This is a genomic window from Chitinophaga pollutisoli, assembly GCF_038396755.1.
In the GTDB taxonomy this organism is placed as follows: Bacteria; Bacteroidota; Bacteroidia; order Chitinophagales; family Chitinophagaceae; genus Chitinophaga; species Chitinophaga pollutisoli.
Window position 1 is genome coordinate 3,412,193 of the sequence record NZ_CP149822.1, and the last position, 20,605, is coordinate 3,432,797.

The following is a 20,605-nucleotide window of genomic DNA, read 5'->3' on the forward strand; positions in this document are numbered from 1 at the left end:
GTTATTCTGATTCAATCGTTTGGATGATATGAAAGGCTCCGGGGATTCTTCCCTGGGCATATTCGTGACTGTGTGTAGTGACAGAGTAAATTGACCCTGCAAATCTCAGCCAGAAATTCTTTTTAAGCAAGAGGCTGGCTTGTGGCAACGATTTGTAAAGAGATGATTTCGTCCAATGGGTATTGTGGCCCAGGGATTCTTCCCCGGGCAAGTTAAAGTCTGGTTAGCCAGAAAGCCATACACGGAGGTTAGTGTGCGAATGGATGCCGAAGTCCGTGCTAAATAATACTACAAACTGGGGTTAGACATAAACTAGCAACTTCGGGCCGGGGATTCTTCCCCGGCCAAATGATTGTTTTGGCCACGGGGTCTGTCGTTTTGCATGCAAACAGGTCGGCCGGTAATACATTTCATTAGTAAACCAGGCATTGACTAGGTAACAGAAATATCTGCAACAAAGTACTGCCATTTTACACACAAACATGTCTGTCCGGCAACGCACTTATTTAGTACTCCCACGCATTGTCTCTTTGCCAGGACTATTTGCAACAAAGTACTGAACACACAAGCCCGTTTGCCCGGAATCGCTCTTATTTGGTACAACCGCGTATTGACTTGTGGCAAGGCTATCTGCAACAAAGTACTGAACACACAAGCCCGTTTGCCCGGAATCGCTCTTATTTGGTACAACCGCGTATTGACTTGCGGCAAGGCTATCTGCAACAAAGTACTGAACACACAAGCCCGTTTGCCCGGAATCGCTCTTATTTGGTACAACCGCGTATTGACTTGTGGCAAGGCTATCTGCAACAAAGTACTGAACACACAAGCCCGTTTGCCCGGAATCGCTCTTATTTGGTACAACCGCGTATTGACTTGTGGCAAGGCTATCTGCAACAAAGTACTGAACACACAAGCCCGTTTGCCCGGAATCGCTCTTATTTGGTACAACCGCGTATTGACTTGTGGCAAGGCTATCTGCAACAAAGTACTGAACACACAAGCCCGTTTGCCCGGAATCGCTCTTATTTGGTACAACCGCGTATTGACTTGTGGCAAGGCTATTTGCAACAAAATACCGCCATGTGAAACACAAACCTGTCTGCCCGGAAATGTTTTTTTAGTACAACCATGCATTGACTATGTGACAGAACTTTTTGCTGCTTAGTCAATTGTCGAATGTCGAAACATAGGCCTGGGGGATTCTTCTCCTGGCTTTTACACCTAATTCCGTAAGAGCTTTAATTCAAATGCAACAGTAAATGGAGCTTGGGGATTCTTCCCCAGGCAGTTGTTTTTGGGTTTTCTATAAGGTAAAATGCGTATCCATTTCGCAAAGTTATTTGAGGGATGCTATTTCATTCACATCCAGTTGGTAAAAAACGCGTGTAATAGGGAAGGAACGATGGAACGGGGAGACTCCAGAAAATTCAGGCGAGGAGGCCAATCTGGTGTTAAAGTGTTTCGCATCGGTGAAATTTTTTTTCATAGGCATATCTGTTCATCCTAAATGTACGGCTGGCTTGCATCTGCTAGCTGCCTGTTATTGAACTTCCGGATGGTGGGGGTAAGTGCATGTCGAAGCCCTGGATCCTTATCTCGGTCTTTTTGAGTTGAAAAGGGCTTCTTTTTGTTCAGTTTGTTCATTCCGCGAACAATTGGTTTCAGGCTTGCCATTTTTGAAAAAATGTGCGGCGAAAACTGTTCTATAATGCTGTTCACGGAATGAACAGAGGGTGTATTGCCATTTTGCCACTGAACAGGCGGCCGCATTACTGATAATTTCGACTATACCTTGTATTCTTTCCACAAAAAAAGGTGAGTCTGGAAGCGCATGCTCCCTGACTCACCTTTTTTCCGGTGGGACTTGCCGCCGTATATAATGTAAAGTTACCCTTTCACGAGGGTTCCAACATTTCGGCCCATGATCACATGGAGAAGGTTGCCGGGCCTGTTCATGTCAAATACAATGATCGGCAATTTATTCTCCTGGCAGAGGGTAAATGCCGTCATATCCATAACATTCAGGGATTTCTGGTATACTTCGGAGAAAGTAATCGTTTCATACTTGGTTGCACTCGGATCCTTTTCGGGGTCAGCGGTATAAATACCATCTACCCGTGTGCCTTTCAGGATCACATCCGCCTGGATCTCAATTGCCCGGAGCGATGCAGCAGTATCCGTTGTAAAGTACGGGTTCCCGGTGCCGGCGCCGAAAATCACGACACGCCCTTTTTCAAGGTGGCGGATAGCACGGCGGCGGATGTAGGGTTCCGCGATTTGCTCCATTTTAATGGCAGATTGCAGGCGGGTATACATGCCCACCTTCTCCAGGCCGCTCTGCATGGCCATGCCGTTAATAACGGTGGCCAGCATACCCATATAGTCGCCCTGCGCACGTTCGATCCCGGTTTCCGCTTCATTCATACCCCGGTAAATATTACCGCCGCCGATCACGATGGCCACCTGAACGCCAAGGTCGGTAACCGATTTAATATCGTGGGCATACTGGGAAATTACCTTCGGGTCAATTCCATAATTACTATCTCCCATCAGAGATTCACCACTCAGCTTGAGCAGGATTCGTTTGTACTTTGGCAACATGTCAACTATGATTATGAGTAATTCGCAGATTTTGTTAAATATACAAATCTGCCTCAAAATTATCCCCTGTTATCGTAAAGGCAAAAAAAGGAGAGAAATTTTCATTCTCTCCTCTATATTTTGCTAAAAGCGATTAACCTAAAGCTACGCGTTTGAAGCTGGACACCTTCAGTTCTGCATCCACAGATTTCAGATGGTCGGCTACGGATTTGTTGCCGTCCTTAACGAAAGCCTGGCCCAGCAGGGTGCTTTCCTTCAGGAATTTGTTGATTTTACCGGCAGCGATTTTTTCCGCCATTTCAGCAGGTTTGCCTTCGGCTTTGATCTGCTCAATAGCGATTTCTTTCTCGCGGGCAATGGTTTCGGGGGCGATACCGTCGGCGTCGATAGCGATGGGGCTCATAGCCGCGATCTGCATAGCGATATCCTTACCGGTTTCTTCGGAAACAGGCTTGCTGAAACCAACCAGTACGCCCATGCGGTAGTTACCGTGGATGTAAGCGGTTACGCTGGCTGCGTCCACTCTTTCGAAGCGGCTCAGGGTGATTTTTTCACCGATTTTAGCTACCTGGTCGTTCACCTTGTCGGCAACGGTAGCACCGTCGAGGGGAGCTGCGTTCAGCTCTTCAACAGACTGGGTATTGTTAGCCAGCGCCAGGTCGGCGATGGACTGCGCAAATTTCACGAAATCTTCGTTCTTGGCCACAAAGTCGGTTTCGCAGCTCAGCAGCACCACCACACCGGCTTTACCGTCGGCAGTGGTTTTTGCGATCACAACACCTTCTTTGGTTTCGCGGTCGGAGCGGAGAGCGGCTACTTTCTGGCCTTTCTTGCGCAGATAATCTACTGCTTTTTCGAAATCGCCGTCAGTTTCCACGAGTGCTTTTCTGCAATCCATCATACCGGCTCCGGTTTGCTGACGCAGTTTATTTACATCAGCTGCTGTAATTGTTGCCATTATATATAATTCGTTTATATGTTAACGTTTGATGAAAATTCTCCTTAGGGAGATCTTATAACCGTGAATCGTGAACGATTTGGGTCATTCACGATTCACGGTTTTATTGTTGACTTAGTCAGCGATTATCTGCCAGGACCAGGTCTGCCTGCACCGGAGGGACGGAATCCGCCGCCGCCGCCAGGGCGATTGCCACCGGAACGGCCGCCACCGCCACCAGGGCGATTGCCACCGCCGCTGCGGCCACCACCGCCACCAGGACGATTGTTGTTACCGCCACGACCGCCGCCGGGGCCGCCAGGACCGCGTTGACCGCCGGGACCACCAGGTCTGCGACCTCTTTCACCGCGCTCGTCGCCGCCTTCCAGTTCGAACTTGCGAACTTTGTTGTCGGCTTCTTCTTCTTCAACCTCGTCGGTTTTTTCAACGGCGCGCTCAGCCAGGCCTTCTGCGATAGCTGCAGCGATGTAGCTAACGATGATGGCGATGGATTTGGTAGCGTCGTCGTTCGCAGGGATAGCGAAATCAACCTTGGTGGGGTCGGAGTTGGTGTCCACCATACCGAAGGTAGAGATGCCGAGGCGTTTGGCTTCAGCCAGGGCGATGTGCTCGTGGCTGATGTCTACGATGAACAGGGCAGCCGGAACACGTGCCAGTTGAGCGATACCGCCCAGCACTTTTTCCATTTTGTCCTTATCGCGGGAGAGCGTCAGGCGCTCTTTCTTGGTAATGTTGTCGAAAGTGCCGTCAGTCAGCATTTTCTCGATGCTCTGCATCTTCTTCACGCTCTTGCGGATCGTGGCGAAGTTGGTGAGCATACCACCGAGCCAGCGCTCAGTAACGTAAGGCATGTTCACGCGCTTGGCAGCTTCGGCTACGATTTCTTTCGCCTGCTTCTTGGTAGCAACGAACATGATCTTTTTACCGCTTTTGGCGATGGATTTCAGCGCAGCGGCTGTCTCCTGCAGACCTTCAACGGTTTTGTTCAGGTCGATGATGTGAATACCTTTCTTCTCGGCGAAGATATAAGGCAGCATCTTGGGGTTCCACTTCTTCTTCAGGTGACCGAAGTGTACACCGGCTTCCAGTAACTGCTGCTGTAATGAAGTATTATTTTCCATGTTGTTTTTGTCGAATTGATGGTCAAGAATTGAATGATACAATCATTAACGTTTAGAGAACTGGAAGCTTCTTCTAGCTTTAGCTTTACCGGGTTTCTTACGTTCAACTGCTCTCGGGTCGCGTTTCAGCAGGCCTGCAGCTTTCAGGGCAGGGCGGAACTCAGGGTTGATTTCGCACAGTGCGCGCGCAATACCCAGTTTCACCGCTTCAGCCTGACCTTTGATACCACCACCTTGTGCATTCACCTTAACATCGAACTTGTCCAGCGCGTCAATGGTCTTGAAAGGCGCTTCCACCTGGTTCTGCAGGTAGATCAGCGCGAAGTATGTTTTATAATCTTTGTCGTTCACCAGGATGGTGCCGGTACCTTTGCTCACATAAACGCGGGCAACTGCTTCCTTACGACGGCCGATAGTATTTTTTTGTTTTTCCATTATTCAGGCGATATTAGAAAGTTAATGACTTCGGTTGCTGAGCGGCATGCGGATGCTCGGCACCGGCGTAAACGAAGAGTTTTTTGTACATGGCACGACCCAGGCGGTTCTTCGGCAGCATACCTTTCACAGCACGCTCGATCACCACTTCCGGACGACGTTTCAGCAGGTCCTTGGCGATTTCACCTTTCTGGCCACCGGGATAACCCGAGTACGTCAGGTATTCCTTGTCGTTCATTTTGTTACCTGTAAATACAACCTTCTCAGCGTTGATCACGATGATGTTATCACCGCAATCGGTGTGAGGAGTGTAGTAAGGCTTGTTCTTGCCTCTCAGGATTGCAGCGATCCTGGCGCTCATCCGGCCCACAGTCTGATTGGTAGCGTCAATTACATACCAGTCACGCTTTACGTAAGCGTCGTTAGCGGATTTTGTTTTGAAACTTAAAGTATTCATTGCTTATTGATAATAAAATTTAAAGTCTCCCCCATTACAGGGAGTGCAAAGCTAAGTCGCTTTTTGATAATAACCAGCAAATGTAAGGGCTTTTTTTGAAAGGAGTATTGCAAGTAATTGATAATCAATAAAGAATTTGTATAATTATTTTCATTGACCAAGATTTGTATTGATTTTCAATTCTTTATGGGCAGCAAAAAGGACCGGTTGCCCGGTCCTCCTGTTATGGTTATTATGTCTTCCCGATTAATCCCGGCGGGTCGCACCCAGATATATCATTACATATTGTAATAAGATCACCACAGAAGATACCGCCGCTACTACATAAGTCATAGCCGCCCACCAAAGGGCGTCCTTCGCCTGGTCGTGCTCCTTCTTATAAGTAATGCCCGCCGTATCCAGCCAAGCCAGCGCCCGCTTCGATGCGTCGAACTCCACCGGTAGCGTCACCACCGAGAACAGGGTTGTCACCGCGAACAGGCCGATACCCACCAGCAGCAGGTTCGGGAACATCTGAACGAGCAAAATACCCGCGATCAGCACGATCTGGACGAGGTAAGAACTCACCTGTACCGCCGGTACCATTTTGGACCGGAACTGGAGCCAGGGGTAAGCCGTTGCGTGCTGCACGGCGTGCCCGCATTCGTGGGCTGCCACGGCCGCGGCTGCCACGGAAGCGGAGTTGTATACGTCCGGACTGAGGTTTACGGTCTTATTGGCCGGGTTATAGTGGTCGCTGAGGAAGCCTTCGGAGGATAAAACCTTAACATCGTGGATGCCATTGTCGCGGAGCATCTTTTCCGCGATCTCCCGTCCGGTCAGCCCCGATGATGTCGGCACTTCGCTGTATTGCTTGAACTTGCTCCGCAAGCGCCAGCTGACCAAAGCACTGATCCCTACGAAAATGAGGGAAATTATCATGATTGATGGTGTCATCTGTGTCCTGGTTTGTTTTAATGCTGTTAGTGTAAATGTACTGATTTACTATCAAATCCCCGGCCAGTCGGTCCGCTGGCAGCCTGCCGGCCCAAAGGTGGATGAATTTGTCCGGATTTGCCTGTTTTCTGAAATTTAACACTGACAGTTTGGCGCAAAAACCGGTGATTTCAACATTTTCCGGAACTCATATGTAAATTAAATAATATTCATAATATATTCAAAAAATCATATGTATTTATCCGCTTTAGCGTCCCTCGCTATCAAGGTTTTACGAATGTTGCCCGAAAATGAACTGCAAGCGAAATAGGCACCAATAGGGGCTTCCAGCCCGCAGACTGCCAAAAGAATTAACACTTTAAAAGTTATCAACATCCATTAAATAAACTTTTTTATTCTCATCTCATTTAGTAATTTAGTCCTGAATTTAATGGGTTAGTAAGTAGAAAGAGTCAGCGGAATCTTCCGTTGGCTCTTTTCTCATTTTTACATCCACCCAATTTTCCCCCGTCAATTTTTTTCCCTTTATTTTGTTCCATGAGCAAAATCAAAACAGCTTTTTTTTGTCAGAACTGCGGATATGAATCAGCGAAATGGACCGGAAAATGTCCTGCATGTAATCAATGGAACACGTTCGTCGAAGAAAAGGTGCAAAAAGAATTGCCGTTGCGCCAGCAAGGTTGGAAAACGGAAGACGCGCGACTGCCAAAAACGGTACATCTCACCGATGTGGAAACGATGGAAGAAAAGCGCCTGCTCTCACCCGATAACGAACTTAACCGCGTACTCGGCGGCGGCATCGTTGCCGGATCACTCGTGCTCGTAGGCGGTGAACCCGGCATCGGGAAATCCACGCTGTTCCTGCAAGTCGCCCTACTGCTCAAAGGCGTACGAACATTGTATGTCAGCGGAGAAGAAAGCGAACAGCAGATCAAAATGCGGGCAGACAGGCTGCAGATACAAAATGAAGAATTTTACCTGCTGACGGAAACTTCCACGCAAACGATCTTCCAGGAAATCAAAAAACTTGAACCGCAACTCGTCATCATCGACTCCATTCAAACACTACAATCTCCCCTTATCGAATCCGCGCCCGGCAGCGTGTCGCAAATCCGTGAAACAGCCGCCGAAATGCAACGGTTCGCCAAGGAAACCAATACACCCGTTTTCCTCATCGGGCACATAACCAAAGACGGCTCCATCGCCGGACCGAAAATCCTCGAACATATCGTGGATACCGTGCTCCAGTTCGAAGGTGATCAGCACTATGCCTACCGCATTCTCCGCACCATCAAGAACCGGTTCGGCTCCACCGCCGAGCTCGGGATCTATGAAATGACCGGCGCGGGTCTCCGGCAGGTCAGCAATCCGTCAGAGATCCTCATCTCCCAGCGCGACGATATGCTCAGCGGCGTGGCCATCGCGGCCACTATCGAAGGGCTCCGGCCCATGCTCGTGGAAGTGCAGGCGCTGGTGACGCAATCCGTTTACGGCACCCCGCAGCGTACTGCCACCGGCTTCGACCTGCGCCGCCTCCAGCTGCTGCTCGCCGTGCTCGAAAAACGCGGCGGGTTCCACTTCGGTGTGAAAGACGTTTTCCTCAACATCGCCGGCGGCCTGCGCGTCGAAGATCCGTCTATCGACCTGGCCGTACTGTGCGCGTTGTTGTCGTCGTACGAAGACGTGGGCATCTCCCATAAAGTCTGCTTCGCCGGCGAAGTGGGCCTCAGCGGGGAAATCCGGGCGGTAAACCGGATTGAGCAGCGCATTGCGGAAGCGGAAAAACTCGGTTTCGAAAAAATATTCATCTCCCGATATAACAAGAAAGGCCTCGATTTCAGTAAAATGAACATCGAAGTGGTGCCGCTCGGGCGGGTGGACGAAGTGTACCGGTTGCTTTTCTGACCGGGGGCTTCGCTGTATTGTTAACCCAAAACTCCCTTTTTATGCTGCATGCGCTTTTGCATCTGCTGTATCCTCACGCCTGTGAGCTTTGCGGGCGGGATCTCTCAACTTCCGAACGGCTGTTGTGCGTCCGTTGTTCATTGCGTTTGCCGGCGTCGGGCTTTCATGCGATCCGGGGCAACCCGGTGGAGAAAGCGCTGACGGGGCGGTTGCCGCTCGCGTTTGCTTCCGCCGGATATGTGTTCGGCCGGCAATCCGGGCTGCAGGCGCTCATCCATTTGTTTAAATACGGTGGCCGCCGCGATGTGGCGGTGCACCTGGGCCGGCAGCTGGGTTTGCAGTTGCGGGAGCACCGGGTGGAAGCGTGGAGCGGTTTGTTGCCGGTGCCGTTGCACCCATCGCGGTTGCGCACGCGCGGGTATAACCAGGCGGAAGCGCTGGCAGAAGGAATGGCATCGGTACCAGGCATGCCGAACATGGTGAAGGGGCTCGTACGGAAAGAGGCGGCAGGAAGTTCACAAACGAAACGGTCGCGGGTGGACCGCTGGAATAATGTTGCCGCCGGCTATTCCTGGAAAGGCGCTTTGCCGGTTGCCGGGAGCCATTTGTTGCTGATAGACGATGTGCTGACGACCGGGGCCACCATCGAGGCTTGCGGTCGCGCCGTGCTGGAGGCTGCTCCTGAAACAAAGCTGAGCGTGTGTTGTCTGGCCTGGGCTGGTCGATAAACAAAGAATGTGGATGTGGAGCTCCCGGACCGTAATCCGGGAAGGGAAATTATTGCCTGGATGGCCCAGGCTAAAGCGCGGAGATAAAACCGCCGGGTTGGAGAAGCATGGTAATAGGATTTTGGTTGATGAATCAGCAGTGAATGCGGCTGGGCAGCTACAAAAAAATACAGGTGTTCGAAAACACCTGTCTTTGGTAACTATTCCACGTTATGAATACGCAATTGTTGCATTATGTCAACTACAGCTTAAGAGGATGATTTCTTCGCTTTGTGCTTTTCCTGGCGGAACTTACCCGCTTTCTGCGCAGCAGATGCGTTCGGGTTCACGTACACGATCCTGAATCCTCCGCCGGAAGCGGTGCGCTCGGCTACAACCTGTTCAAGGCCCAGCTTTGCGAGATGCCGGCTAAGCTGCCGGATATCATTATTGTCCATTTTTCAAGAATTTTCGGTTGCTGAATAAGTGAAGTGATGCAGGTTAAAGGCATCCACACATATATCCACAACCTGCTGCCGGGCGGCAGTGGTAGGAAAACGCCCTGGGGCGACTATCCGGTTCCGTTGTTCTTTCCAATAATAACATCGTCAATTCGTTTAATGGTTGGTCTCTGTTTTGATTCTGTTGTATTACCCTACAAATATAGTAGACTAAATAGACTATGCAAAATTATTTTTTTGCCGTGGGGCGTTTTTTAATGTAACTATTTGTTAAACATGACGTTATGCTGATTTAAATTTATCAAGGCGTAGAAGGAGAGGCACCTGTTTGCATACTTTCATTTATTATGTCGGAGTTTTCTATCTTTGCAAATGCCCGACGGTGGATTTGTTTATTGTTCGGCCCCGGGTTTCATCTTTTAAGTGTAACTAATAAACGTCATTGCCATGAAATCTTTGCATCAGTGCGCCGCAGAGCGCATTCTCATCATCGACGGTGCTATGGGCACCATGATCCAGCGATATAAATTAGAGGAATCCGATTACCGCGGAACGCGTTTTGCCGATCACCCATCAGACGTGAAAGGTAATAACGAACTGCTGTCCATCACCCGGCCCGATATTATCGAGGCCATCCATCGCGAGTACCTCGAAGCTGGCGCAGACATTCTCGAAACCAATACTTTTAGCGCAACGGTGATTGCGCAGGCCGATTACGACTTGCAGCATCTCGCCTCGGAGATGAACACCGCTTCGGTGAAAATCGCGCGGAAAGTGGCAGATGAGTACAATGCTGCCAATCCCGAAAGACCCCGCTTCGTGGCGGGCGCCATCGGCCCCCTCAACAAAACGCTTTCCATCTCTCCCGATGTGAACAATCCGGGCTTCCGCTCCGTCACCTTCGACGAAGTGGTAGATGCGTATTACGATCAGATCAAGGCATTGGCGGAAGCAGGCGCAGATATTCTGCTTATTGAAACGATCTTCGACACGCTGAACGCCAAAGGCGCCATTTTCGCGATCAAGAAATATTTCCGCGAATCCGGCCGCCCGCAGCTGCCCGTCATGATCTCCGGCACCATCACCGACGCATCGGGCCGTACCCTCAGCGGACAAACCCTCGAAGCTTTCTACATTTCCGTCATGCACGCGAAACCTTTCTCCATCGGCCTCAACTGCGCCCTCGGCGGCAACCAGATGCGCCCGTATGTGGAAGAACTCTCCCAGATCGCCAGCTGCTACGTTTCCTGCTACCCTAACGCCGGCCTCCCCAACACCTTCGGGGAATACGACGAAACGCCGCACGAAACGGCTTGCATCCTGGAAGACTTCGCACGCGAAGGATTTGTAAATATCGTTGGTGGATGCTGCGGCACAACGCCCGACCACATCCGTCATATTGCTCAACATGTAAAGGACATCACCCCGCGGCCCCTGCCCGTCGTTGAAACCACGCTCGCTTAAGCCCGGGAGCATATCATCATGAGTACAACACATACGATCAAGCCGTTCCTGCGGCTCAGCGGCCTCGAACCGCTCGTCGTGAGGCCCGAAACCAACTTTTTGAACGTAGGTGAAAGAACCAACGTTACCGGCTCCAAAAAATTCGCGCGGCTCATTCGCGAAGGACTATACGAAGAAGCGCTCTCCGTTGCCCGCCAACAGGTGGAAAGCGGCGCGCAAATCATAGACGTCAATATGGACGACGCCCTCCTCGACGGCGAAAAAGCCATGACCACCTTCCTCAATCTCCTTGCCTCCGAGCCCGACATCTCCCGCATCCCGGTGATGATCGACTCCAGCAAGTTCAGCGTAATTGAAGCCGGACTGAAGTGCCTCCAGGGAAAATGTATCGTCAACTCCATCTCCCTCAAAGAAGGAGAGGAAAAGTTCATCGAACAGGCGATCATCTGCCAGAGCTACGGCGCGTCCGTTGTGGTAATGGCCTTCGATGAAAACGGCCAGGCCGACACCCTCGAGAAACGCGTCACCATCTGCCAGCGCGCTTACGACATCCTGGTAGACCGCGTAGGTTTCGATCCGCAGGACATCATCTTCGACCCGAACATCTTCGCCATCGCCACCGGTATCGAAGAACACAATAACTATGCGGTAGACTTCATCGAAGCCTGCCGCCAGATCAAGCAGCGCATGCCGCTCGCCAAAATCAGCGGCGGCGTCAGCAACGTTTCCTTCTCTTTCCGCGGCAACGACGTGATGCGTGAAGCCATGCACTCCGTGTTCCTCTTCCACGCCATCCGCGCCGGCCTCGACATGGGCATCGTGAACGCAGGGATGATCCAGATCTATGATGAGATCACTCCCGAAATGCGCGAGCTTGTGGAAGACGCCATCCTCAACCGCCGGGAAGACGCCACGGAACGCCTCATCGCCTACGCCGAAACCGTGAAGGCGAAAGGGAAAGTGATCGAGAAAGATGAAACCTGGCGTAAGGGCACCGTAGAAGAAAGGCTCAGCCACGCACTCGTGAACGGTATCACCGACTACATCGAAGCAGACACCGAAGAAGCCCGCCAGAAATATCCCCGCCCCCTCGAAGTAATCGAAGGCCCGCTCATGGATGGCATGAACATCGTCGGCGACCTGTTCGGCTCAGGTAAAATGTTCCTCCCGCAGGTTGTGAAAAGCGCGCGTGTGATGAAAAAATCCGTGGCCGTGCTCACGCCTTTCATCGAAGAAGAAAAGGCAAGACTCGTCGCGGAAAATGGCGGTGAGATCAAATCCGCGGGAAAAATCCTACTCGCCACCGTGAAAGGCGACGTGCACGATATCGGGAAGAACATCGTGGGCGTAGTACTCGGTTGTAACGGATATGACATCGTAGACCTCGGTGTAATGGTGCCGGCGGAGAAAATCCTGCAGGCGGCGCGCGAAGAAAAAGTAGACATTATCGGCCTCAGCGGGCTCATCACCCCGAGCCTCGACGAAATGGTCCACATCGCCCGCGAACTGAAACGCCAGAACTTCGATATTCCGCTGATGATCGGCGGCGCCACCACTTCCCGCACGCACACCGCCGTGAAGATCGCACCTGAATACGACAACGGCGTGGTTCACGTGCTCGACGCATCGCGCAGCGTTACCGTTACCGGGAACCTGCTCAACAAATCGCTGCACAAAAACTTCCTGGCCGGCGTAAAAGAAGAATACCACAAGCTCAACGAGCAATTCAAGAATAAAAAACCGGTTAAGCAATACCTCAAACTGGAAGACGCGCGGAAAAACAAGGTACCCATCGACTGGAATACCTTCAACCCCGTAAAGCCCCTCCAGCCCGGGATCCATGAATTCCAATCGTACGACCTCGCCGAAATCGCGAAATACATCGACTGGCAATTCTTCTTCATCGCCTGGGAATTGCACGGGAAATTCCCCGCCATCCTTTCTGATGAAGTAGTAGGCAAGGAAGCCACGCATCTTTACAACGATGCGCAGGCCATGCTGAAAAAAATCATCGACGAAAAGTGGTTGACCGCCCGCGCCGTGATCGGCTTCTTCCCCGCCAACTCCAACGGTGCGGATACCGTAAACGTTACCGCGCCGGATGGCGCACAGGTGCCGCTGGAGTTCCTTCGCCAACAGATCAAGAAAGCCCCCGGCCAACCGAATATGTGCCTGTCCGATTTCATCGCGCCGGCAGACAGCGGTAAGCAGGACTGGATCGGCGGTTTCGCCGTAACAGCCGGAGAAGGCATCGAAAAGTGGCTGGATAAATTCAAGAAGGAACACGACGATTATTCCAGCATCATGCTCAAAGCGCTGGCCGACCGCCTCGCGGAAGCGTTCACCGAATTGCTACACGAAAGAGTGCGGAAAGAATTCTGGGGCTACGCGGCAAACGAGCACCTGACCAACGACCAGTTGATCGCCGAAGAATTCCTTGGTATCCGCCCGGCGCCGGGTTACCCTGCATGTCCGGAACACACCGAAAAATACAAGCTGTTCGATCTGCTGAGCGCCACCGCGTCCACCGGCATCACCCTCACCGAATCGCTGGCGATGTACCCGGCGGCGAGCGTGAGCGGATGGTATATGGCCAACCCGGAAGGCAAGTATTTCGGCCTGGGTAAAATCGATCACGATCAATTACAGGATTATGCCACCCGCAAGGGCTGGGACCTCGAAACAGCCGAAAAATGGCTGCGCCCGAGCCTCGATTAGGCGTAACCGTAAACCATATGCAGCAGCGCAATTCTCCGGAGTTGCGCTTTTTTTAATGCTTCATGTCGATGTCCTGCGCTTCGCGGAGGTCGGAGGCGTTGATCGTGGTCAACATGCGATCGCCGCGGAAGAAGCGGATATTTTTCACCGAATCTGTTTTCGGAATGGCGCCGAGCCAGGCCATAGCCTTGGTGTAAGTGGTTTTAGGCGTATCGACTTTGATGGCGAAATGCAGTTCCATATTGCCGTCCAGCACATAAGAGCGCGACAGTTCGATGGTTTGCGTGAGATCGCTGGGCCGGAGCACCACGGCTGCGAGGAGATTATGGCTGAAATCGATGGTGTCGATCGTATTGTTCATCGTTTTGGCCATGCCGAAGGTTTTCCGCATTTCTTCCGGGTTGTTGATGATCCAGCAGGCCACGCTGTCGGTGAGTTTAACGGAGTTGTTGACGAAATAACCGCTGAGGGGGCGGATCACCACGTCTTTTTGCATGACTATTTCTGCCGGAGGCGCGCCGGTCGTGTCTTTGGAATCGGAGTGTTCATCGGAACGCGAGGTGTTGGGGCCGCAGGCGGCGAGGAACAACAGTAAGCCCGCTATGGGTAAGTGTTTCATGGGACGATGGTTTTGATGTTCTGATAAAAGGGTACTACAAACACAATACCGGGAAACCGATTTCTATAACACTTCTATGACAGGAGCGGTGGAAAATAGGGGAACCACGCAGGAAATTGCGTAGAATTACGCTTGTCTCTACCCTCTTGAGGGTATTACCTTTGTGCTATGCAATTAGATCGCATTTAGCCCCAAAAAAGCAGTTCAGAAAGTTAAGGTACACCTGTTAAGTTAACCCCAGTTACAGTTTTAGGGCCGCCGGTAAGGGCGGCCCTTTTTATTTGCAAAGTTGTTTGTGCGGATTATTTTGCATCTACCCACATGCCGTTGTCACGGATGAGGTTGATGAGTTCGGTAACGGCTACTTCGCTGCTGAGGCCACGTTTTACGACTTCTTTTCCCCGGTACAGCGTAATTTTTCCTACGCCGCTGCCTACATATCCGAAATCGGCGTCGGCCATTTCCCCCGGACCGTTTACGATGCACCCCATAATGGCGATTTTCACGCCTTTGAGGTGGTTGGTGACTGCGCGGATGCGGGCGGTGGTTTCCTGGAGGTCGAACAAGGTGCGGCCGCAGGAGGGGCAGGAGATATATTCAGTTTTGGAGATGCGGGAACGGGTGGCCTGGAGGATGCCGAATGCCACGTTATTGATGGTTGCGGGAGATGATGATTCCCCGGCGGCGGTGAGCCACAGGCCGTCGCCGAAGCCGTCGAGCAGGAGGGCGCCGGTTTCGGTGGCGAAATGGATCAGGTCCTGGTCGGCATTTTGTTCGGCGCTGTTACATTGGAGGATCACGGGACGGGGGAGTTTTTGCTCCATCATCGCGATGAGCATCCGGCGCACCGATGCCATGGCGTGTGCGTTGCCGCTGGCGATCACGGGGATAACGTTTCCTTTCAATCCGGCCAGTTTTTCCAGCAAACCGCTGTCCAACGCCTCAGCATTCAGCTGCACGAAATTTACCACGTCACTAGCGTTTGAAAACTGCCGGAAATCGCTGAAATACGGATGGTATTTGGATTTGTCGTTGGTCTGTTGCCAGGTTTCCGCATCTACGATCACTTGCAAAGTGCCAGGCAGCGCGAACTCCAGGATTTGCTTCCCGGTGTAAATGTAGTCGGCCGCCGCGTCGCTGATGTTCCACTTGTCTGTAGCTTCGTCGTAATGATAACCGATGCCCTGCAGGTCGGCCGGAGAAATCGCGGGGAGATGACGGAAGTCCGCCACCACCACGGGCACCTGTTTGCCGCCGATATTGCCAACGGCGTCGGTGGCGCGTTTGGTGAACTGGAACGGTGAATACGGCAATTTCTGTGGATCGGCCACCGGCGCGATGGGCGCGTGGCCCGCGCGTTGGGTATAGCGGCGCACGAGGTCGCGGCAAACGGGCAGCTCAAACTCGGGATCTTCGGTAAGCGAAACACGGATAGTGTCGCCGATGCCGTCTTCCAGCAAAGTACCGATGCCTGCGGCTGATTTGATGCGGCCGTCTTCCCCGTCGCCGGCTTCGGTAACGCCGAGATGGAGCGGATAGCAATGGCCCAGTTCCTGCTGCATAGTGCTCACGAGCAGGCGGTAAGCCTGCACCATCACCTGCGGGTTGCTGGCTTTCATGCTGAGCACGATATTGCGGTATTGGAGGTCTTCCGCGATGCGGAGGAATTCCATGGCGCTTTCCACCATTCCCATCGGGGTGTCGCCGTAGCGGCTCATGATGCGGTCGCTGAGGGAACCATGGTTGGTGCCGATGCGCATGGCGGTGCCGTGGTCTTTACAAATTTTCACCAGCGGCGTGAAACGTTCGCGGATGCGGTCGATTTCTTCCAGGTATTCCGCATCGGTATATTCGAGCAATTCGAATTTCTTCTTGTCGATGTAGTTGCCGGGGTTGATGCGGACTTTCTCCACGATGCGCGCCGCCACTTCGGCGGCGTTGGGCGTAAAGTGAATGTCGGCCACCAGCGGCGTGGTGTAGCCGCGTTTGCGCAACTCATTCTTGATAGGAAGGAGGTTCTGCGCTTCCTTAATGCTCGGAGCCGTAATCCGCACGAGTTCCGCGCCTGCCTCGATGCACCGGATCGATTGCTCCACGGTGCCCATTGTATCCATGGTATCCGTGGTCGTCATCGTTTGTATCCGGATCGGGTGGTGGTTTCCGATGATGAGGTCGCCCACTTTCACTTCTAAAGTGGCCAGTCGTTCGTATGTCGTCAGTGATGGGCAATATAATTGCATGAATGCTGTTCTGTTCTTTTAATTCGTTGATATTGAATTGATTATTCAATTTGTATTGTTGCAAAAAGCATTGAATAAGACGCCGTCTTATCCTATTCTTCTTTCAAAATTAGCAAATTATTCACCGTTCGGTGCGTCTACATATTTTGTTATTTTATATGAGCGGTAAACTTCCCGCCCGATAATTTGACTAGTTTTAGCAAATCATGCAGAGCGCCATGTTTGTAACCGACAAGGCACGTACCACCATATAACCTGACAATCAATAATCTGTCAATCGATTTGAACAAGATAGTGGATACCATACCCTACCAGCAGATACCGCTAAACGGACAGTTCAGCGTATTCGAAATGGAGAATTTCCAGACCGAATATGCGGGCATTCCGCACCGGCATCACGTGTTCCAGATTCTCTGGTTCACCAAAGCCGCCGGTGATCATGTGGTGGATTTCGTGAAGTATGAACTGGGCGACAACACCCTCTTTCTTCTCCGTCCCGGACAGGTTCACCAGTTGCCGAAATCCGGCTTTTTCGGATTTAGCATCACGTTTACCGAACAGTTTTATTGGGAAAATAAACACGAACGTCAAACCTTATACGATTTCACCACGCTTTTCGATGATTCGCAGGAATATGCGCCGATCCGGATCGGAAACGAAGCGGCGGAATCCATGCAAAAGATCATTTCCCTCATGCAGGCCGAGCTTTGGCGCGAGGGGAGCAACAGTAGTGTCATCAAGCATTACCTGAATGCGTTTTTGTTGCTGTCTGAACGGGAGAAAAAGCAAAACCCCGTGAACGGTCCGGACGCGCACAACCACGACGCCCGGATCATCCAGCTGCGGCGGCTGGTAGAGAAGAACTTCCGCCAGGAGCATCAGGCAGGATTCTATGCCGCACACTTCTCATTGACGGCCAAGCGGTTAAATGAAATCGCGAAGGAGGCCATCAACAAAACGGTGACCGACATGGTGCACGACCGCCTTATTCTCGAAGCCAAGCGGCAACTGGCTTTCAGCAACCGGAATGTGAAGGAAATCTGTTATGAGCTGGGGTTCGAGGACCCGGCGTATTTCAGCCGTTTCTTCCGGCATCATACCGGTATTTCACCCCACGAATTCCGCGAAACGGTGTTCAAATAGTACAATGAAATTGTCTTTTTGTCCAAACTCCGGGGAGAATTACAGCGTTACTTTTACACTTGTATAAACGGAAACCATGCTTAATAACGCGTTTCAGGCGCGTTTTTTTACATTTGGAAAGGAAAGTAAGCGAAAAAGCCGTCCCACGACCGGGGCGGTTTTTTATTTCCCGATAGAGAACCCCCGGCCCAACACTTCATGCACTTCATGGATGACCGTAAACGCTTCGGCATCCACTTCCGCGACGACTCTTTTCAGTTCCATCAGTTCCTGTTTGTTGATGATCACGTAAAGCACTTCTTTGGGATCTTTCGTATAAGCGCCGTGGCCATGCAGCACGGTGGCGCCGCGGTTCATGTTGCGGGTGATTTTTTCAGCGATGATGGCGGAGAAAGGGGAGATGATGGTAACGGCGCGTTTGGTGTTGAAGCCTTCCACGATGTAATCCACCATTCTCGCGCCGATGTAAACGGCGATGAAGGTGTACATGGTGCGCTCGATCCCGATCATGAAAATCCCCCCGGAGATAACCACCACGTCAAACACGAGGATCGCGTTGCCGAGGCTCCAGCCGAAGTATTTGTTCAATACCCGCGCCACGATGGACGCGCCGCCGGTGGTGCCGCCGGACAGGAAAACGAGCCCCAGGCCGATGCCTACAAGCAAACCCGCAAAGATGGCCGCCAGCAACGGATCATGGGTGGGCGGCTCCCGGTCGGCTTCCGTGAGATACAGGAAAAAGGAACAAAAGATGATGGAAATAATGGTGTAGATGACAGTTCGCCGGTTCAGGAGGCGCCATCCCGCGATCATGAGCACGGCGTTTATCGCGAGGTTCACGGCGCCCGCAGACCATCCGAAAAGGTAATGCGTCAATATGGAAATACCGATCACCCCGCCTTCGGAGAGCTGGCTGGGGATGGCAAGAAAGTTAATGCCGATGGCGAAAATGAAAGACCCGAGAATAATCAGGAAAATGTTCCTGGCGTGCAGTTTCATGCCGCAAAGGTACGGGAAGGCTGGAAATTACCAGTCCTTTTCCACACTCACGGGCGTGCCCTTGGTCTTCTTCATCTTATCTTCCTGCAGCTTTTTCTCCTGCTGTGCCAGGGCCTGGAGCAGGCGTTTGGCTTCTTCCTGGGTGAGCTTGCTGGGCTTGGGCTTAGGCTGCTGGTTTTGATCTTTCTGGTCTTTTTGATCCTGCTGGTCCTTTTGATCCTGCTGGTCTTTCTGATCTTTCTGGTCCTGCTTGTCTTTGTTCTGCTGGTCCTGTTTATCTTTCTGTTTGTCTTTGTCTTTTTGTTCTTTGTTATCCTTTCCGTCGCTGTTTTGCTGTTGTTGTTTCTTCAGCATTTCCTGCGCGTAGGCGAGGTTGTAGCGCGCCTGTTCGTCGGCTGGATTGGCTTTCAGGGCTTTTTTGTACGCGGCGATGCTTTCTTCCCATTTTTTATCTTCCATGAAAGTATTGCCGATGTTATAATTGGCGTCGGCTGCATTTTCTTTCCTGGAGGGTGTTTTGAGGGCGTTGGCGTATTGCTGGCGCGCGGCTTCGTAGCGTTTTTGTTCGTAGAGGGAATTGCCGAGGTTGAAGTTGCCTTCCATGGAGCGGGCGTTGCGTTCCAGGGCTTTTTTGTAGCTGGCTTCCGCGTCGGCGTATTGTTGCTTTTTATATTGGGCGTTGCCTTCGCGGAGATATTTGGACGTGCCTTGCTGGGCGGCCGCCGGCAGTGTCAGCGCCACGAGCGAAGCGAGGATCGTTACGGCAGGAAGGAAGATGTTTTTCATGCGGCCTCCGCTTTTTGAATCCCGGGCAAAATGTTGGTTTTCTTGCGGGAAGTTCCTTCAGGGATGAAGAATTCCAGCACGATGAGCACCAGGCAGATGCCAAGGAAGTATTGAAAATAACTGTTGTAATCGGTGAAAACGTTTTCTCCAAACTCTTTCTGTTCCATTTTATCAATGCGGTCGGCCAGGGCTTCCACCACCTCGTCGGTATTATTGAGCAGCTGGAGGTACATGCCCTTGCCGGTGGAGGCGAGCTTCTTCAGCCCGTCTTCATTGAGTTTGGATATAACGGTTTTACCTTCGTTGTCTTTTTTAACGCCGCCGGATTCCAGGTCGGGGAGCGGTGAGCCGGTGGGGGATCCGATCCCTACGGTATAGATGACCACACCATTTTCCAGGGCTTTTTTGGCTTCGGTAACTGCGCCTTCCTGGTGATCTTCCCCGTCAGAAATGATGATGAGCGCCTTATGCTTGCGTTCCTTTTTGTTGAACGCCTCATCGCTCACGCGAATGGCTTCGCCGATTTCGGTGCCCTGGCGCGGGATGAGGTCGGGCGTGATGCTGCCCAGGTACATGCGCGCGGCGGAATAGTCGACGGTCAGCGGCATCTGGAGATACGCGTTCCCAGCAAAAACAACCATGCCGATACGGTCATTGTCCATTTTCTCCATGAGCTTGGTCACTAGCTGCTTGGCGCGCGTAAGCCGGTCTGGCTTGGCGTCGTTGGCGAGCATGCTCTTGCTCACGTCCAGCGCGATGATCACGTCCACGCCTTTGCGGGTGATCTTTTCGACGCGGCTGCCTTTCTGGAGATTTGCCAGACCGATCACGCCGAAGAAGAACGCGAGGAAAATAAGGATGAACTTAACGGTGAAAAGCCTGCGGGAATAGCCGCTGAAAAGCTTTTCCACCATCCCGGGGTCGCCGATACGGCGGATAGACCTCCGCTTCCACACCGTTACCCAGGTGAAAGCGAGCGCCAGCACAATGAGCAACGTGAAGGCCCACAAGTATTCAGTATGTTGGAATCTAAGCATGTTGTAAAACGCCAC

Annotated in this window: 18 protein-coding genes; 6 read left to right on the forward strand and 12 right to left on the reverse strand. The window is 51.9% G+C overall.

Annotated elements, in window-relative coordinates:
• Nucleotides 1-574: 574 nt before the first annotated feature.
• Nucleotides 575-1,168 carry a hypothetical protein gene (locus WJU16_RS14245; protein ID WP_341834161.1) on the forward strand — a complete coding sequence of 198 codons (594 nt, stop codon included), beginning with the start codon at nucleotides 575-577 and terminating at the stop codon, nucleotides 1,166-1,168.
• Between the two features lie 722 nt (nucleotides 1,169-1,890).
• Here WJU16_RS14245 and pyrH read toward each other — a convergent pair.
• The 6 genes from pyrH to WJU16_RS14275 all read right to left on the reverse strand — a co-directional run bounded on the left by pyrH (nucleotide 1,891) and on the right by WJU16_RS14275 (nucleotide 6,511).
• Nucleotides 1,891-2,604 carry a UMP kinase gene (gene pyrH / locus WJU16_RS14250; RefSeq protein WP_341834162.1) on the reverse strand — a complete coding sequence of 238 codons (714 nt, stop codon included), beginning with the start codon at nucleotides 2,602-2,604 and terminating at the stop codon, nucleotides 1,891-1,893.
• A 133-nt stretch (nucleotides 2,605-2,737) separates the two neighbouring features.
• On the reverse strand, nucleotides 2,738-3,562 hold the full coding sequence (gene tsf, locus WJU16_RS14255) for a translation elongation factor Ts (RefSeq protein WP_341834163.1): 825 nt from the start codon (nucleotides 3,560-3,562) through the stop codon (nucleotides 2,738-2,740).
• Nucleotides 3,563-3,687: 125 nt separating this feature from the next.
• The gene (gene rpsB, locus WJU16_RS14260; RefSeq protein WP_341834164.1) at nucleotides 3,688-4,683 is read right to left on the reverse strand and encodes a 30S ribosomal protein S2; all 996 of its coding nucleotides are present in this window, start codon (nucleotides 4,681-4,683) and stop codon (nucleotides 3,688-3,690) included.
• A gap of 45 nt (nucleotides 4,684-4,728) precedes the next feature.
• Nucleotides 4,729-5,118, reverse strand: coding sequence for a 30S ribosomal protein S9 (gene rpsI, locus WJU16_RS14265; protein WP_298710469.1), 390 nt, complete (start codon nucleotides 5,116-5,118; stop codon nucleotides 4,729-4,731).
• 13 nt (nucleotides 5,119-5,131) lie between these two features.
• Nucleotides 5,132-5,575, reverse strand: a complete 444-nt coding sequence (rplM, locus tag WJU16_RS14270) for a 50S ribosomal protein L13 (protein ID WP_298710471.1) — start codon at nucleotides 5,573-5,575, stop codon at nucleotides 5,132-5,134.
• Nucleotides 5,576-5,821: 246 nt separating this feature from the next.
• Nucleotides 5,822-6,511: a zinc metallopeptidase gene (locus WJU16_RS14275; RefSeq protein WP_333862054.1), complete on the reverse strand. Its 690-nt coding sequence runs from the start codon at nucleotides 6,509-6,511 to the stop codon at nucleotides 5,822-5,824.
• Nucleotides 6,512-7,048: 537 nt separating this feature from the next.
• Here WJU16_RS14275 and radA point away from each other — a divergent pair.
• Nucleotides 7,049-8,416 (forward strand): DNA repair protein RadA, encoded by a 1,368-nt coding sequence (gene radA / locus WJU16_RS14280; protein WP_341834165.1) that lies wholly within the window; start codon nucleotides 7,049-7,051, stop codon nucleotides 8,414-8,416.
• Nucleotides 8,417-8,457: 41 nt separating this feature from the next.
• Nucleotides 8,458-9,144, forward strand: coding sequence for a ComF family protein (locus WJU16_RS14285; protein ID WP_341834166.1), 687 nt, complete (start codon nucleotides 8,458-8,460; stop codon nucleotides 9,142-9,144).
• 248 nt (nucleotides 9,145-9,392) lie between these two features.
• Here WJU16_RS14285 and WJU16_RS14290 read toward each other — a convergent pair whose 3' ends face one another.
• A complete protein-coding gene (locus tag WJU16_RS14290) occupies nucleotides 9,393-9,581 on the reverse strand; it encodes a hypothetical protein (RefSeq protein ID WP_341834167.1) in 189 nt (62 codons plus the stop codon).
• A gap of 450 nt (nucleotides 9,582-10,031) precedes the next feature.
• Between WJU16_RS14290 and WJU16_RS14295 the strand changes: the two genes are divergently transcribed.
• Nucleotides 10,032-11,048, forward strand: coding sequence for a homocysteine S-methyltransferase family protein (locus tag WJU16_RS14295; RefSeq protein WP_341834168.1), 1,017 nt, complete (start codon nucleotides 10,032-10,034; stop codon nucleotides 11,046-11,048).
• 18 nt (nucleotides 11,049-11,066) lie between these two features.
• Complete coding sequence (gene metH / locus WJU16_RS14300; RefSeq protein WP_341834169.1) at nucleotides 11,067-13,766, forward strand: methionine synthase; 2,700 nt, start codon at nucleotides 11,067-11,069, stop codon at nucleotides 13,764-13,766.
• Between the two features lie 52 nt (nucleotides 13,767-13,818).
• On the opposite strand, the gene WJU16_RS14305 is transcribed toward metH, so the two are convergent.
• Both WJU16_RS14305 and ispG read right to left on the reverse strand, forming a co-directional pair.
• A complete protein-coding gene (locus WJU16_RS14305; RefSeq protein WP_341834170.1) occupies nucleotides 13,819-14,385 on the reverse strand; it encodes a hypothetical protein in 567 nt (188 codons plus the stop codon).
• 302 nt (nucleotides 14,386-14,687) lie between these two features.
• Nucleotides 14,688-16,625 carry a (E)-4-hydroxy-3-methylbut-2-enyl-diphosphate synthase gene (ispG, locus tag WJU16_RS14310; RefSeq protein ID WP_341834171.1) on the reverse strand — a complete coding sequence of 646 codons (1,938 nt, stop codon included), beginning with the start codon at nucleotides 16,623-16,625 and terminating at the stop codon, nucleotides 14,688-14,690.
• Nucleotides 16,626-16,907: 282 nt separating this feature from the next.
• Between ispG and WJU16_RS14315 the strand changes: the two genes are divergently transcribed.
• The gene (locus tag WJU16_RS14315) at nucleotides 16,908-17,768 is read left to right on the forward strand and encodes a helix-turn-helix domain-containing protein (protein ID WP_341834172.1); all 861 of its coding nucleotides are present in this window, start codon (nucleotides 16,908-16,910) and stop codon (nucleotides 17,766-17,768) included.
• 162 nt (nucleotides 17,769-17,930) lie between these two features.
• Here WJU16_RS14315 and WJU16_RS14320 read toward each other — a convergent pair whose 3' ends face one another.
• The 3 genes from WJU16_RS14320 to WJU16_RS14330 are packed head-to-tail and all read right to left on the reverse strand — an operon-like array spanning nucleotide 17,931 to nucleotide 20,590.
• Entirely contained in the window at nucleotides 17,931-18,767 is an 837-nt protein-coding gene (locus tag WJU16_RS14320) for a YitT family protein (protein WP_341834173.1), read from the reverse strand.
• Nucleotides 18,768-18,794: 27 nt separating this feature from the next.
• Complete coding sequence (locus WJU16_RS14325; protein ID WP_341834174.1) at nucleotides 18,795-19,553, reverse strand: tetratricopeptide repeat protein; 759 nt, start codon at nucleotides 19,551-19,553, stop codon at nucleotides 18,795-18,797.
• Nucleotides 19,550-20,590: a VWA domain-containing protein gene (locus tag WJU16_RS14330; protein ID WP_341834175.1), complete on the reverse strand. Its 1,041-nt coding sequence runs from the start codon at nucleotides 20,588-20,590 to the stop codon at nucleotides 19,550-19,552. The genes WJU16_RS14325 and WJU16_RS14330 overlap by 4 nt, the downstream gene beginning before the upstream one ends.
• Nucleotides 20,591-20,605: the final 15 nt, after the last annotated feature.

Bases quoted from the DNA above. Each gene is read 5' to 3' on its own strand.
- WJU16_RS14330 (WP_341834175.1), bottom strand. From the start codon at position 20,590: ATGCTTAGATTCCAACATACTGAATACTTGTGGGCCTTCACGTTGCTC.
- rplM (WP_298710471.1), bottom strand. From the start codon at position 5,575: ATGAATACTTTAAGTTTCAAAACAAAATCCGCTAACGACGCTTACGTA.
- WJU16_RS14285 (WP_341834166.1), top strand. From the start codon at position 8,458: ATGCTGCATGCGCTTTTGCATCTGCTGTATCCTCACGCCTGTGAGCTT.
- radA (WP_341834165.1), top strand. From the start codon at position 7,049: ATGAGCAAAATCAAAACAGCTTTTTTTTGTCAGAACTGCGGATATGAA.
- tsf (WP_341834163.1), bottom strand. From the start codon at position 3,562: ATGGCAACAATTACAGCAGCTGATGTAAATAAACTGCGTCAGCAAACC.
- pyrH (WP_341834162.1), bottom strand. From the start codon at position 2,604: ATGTTGCCAAAGTACAAACGAATCCTGCTCAAGCTGAGTGGTGAATCT.
- WJU16_RS14275 (WP_333862054.1), bottom strand. From the start codon at position 6,511: ATGACACCATCAATCATGATAATTTCCCTCATTTTCGTAGGGATCAGT.
- ispG (WP_341834171.1), bottom strand. From the start codon at position 16,625: ATGCAATTATATTGCCCATCACTGACGACATACGAACGACTGGCCACT.
- rpsI (WP_298710469.1), bottom strand. From the start codon at position 5,118: ATGGAAAAACAAAAAAATACTATCGGCCGTCGTAAGGAAGCAGTTGCC.
- metH (WP_341834169.1), top strand. From the start codon at position 11,067: ATGAGTACAACACATACGATCAAGCCGTTCCTGCGGCTCAGCGGCCTC.
- WJU16_RS14295 (WP_341834168.1), top strand. From the start codon at position 10,032: ATGAAATCTTTGCATCAGTGCGCCGCAGAGCGCATTCTCATCATCGAC.
- WJU16_RS14325 (WP_341834174.1), bottom strand. From the start codon at position 19,553: ATGAAAAACATCTTCCTTCCTGCCGTAACGATCCTCGCTTCGCTCGTG.
- WJU16_RS14290 (WP_341834167.1), bottom strand. From the start codon at position 9,581: ATGGACAATAATGATATCCGGCAGCTTAGCCGGCATCTCGCAAAGCTG.
- WJU16_RS14320 (WP_341834173.1), bottom strand. From the start codon at position 18,767: ATGAAACTGCACGCCAGGAACATTTTCCTGATTATTCTCGGGTCTTTC.
- rpsB (WP_341834164.1), bottom strand. From the start codon at position 4,683: ATGGAAAATAATACTTCATTACAGCAGCAGTTACTGGAAGCCGGTGTA.
- WJU16_RS14305 (WP_341834170.1), bottom strand. From the start codon at position 14,385: ATGAAACACTTACCCATAGCGGGCTTACTGTTGTTCCTCGCCGCCTGC.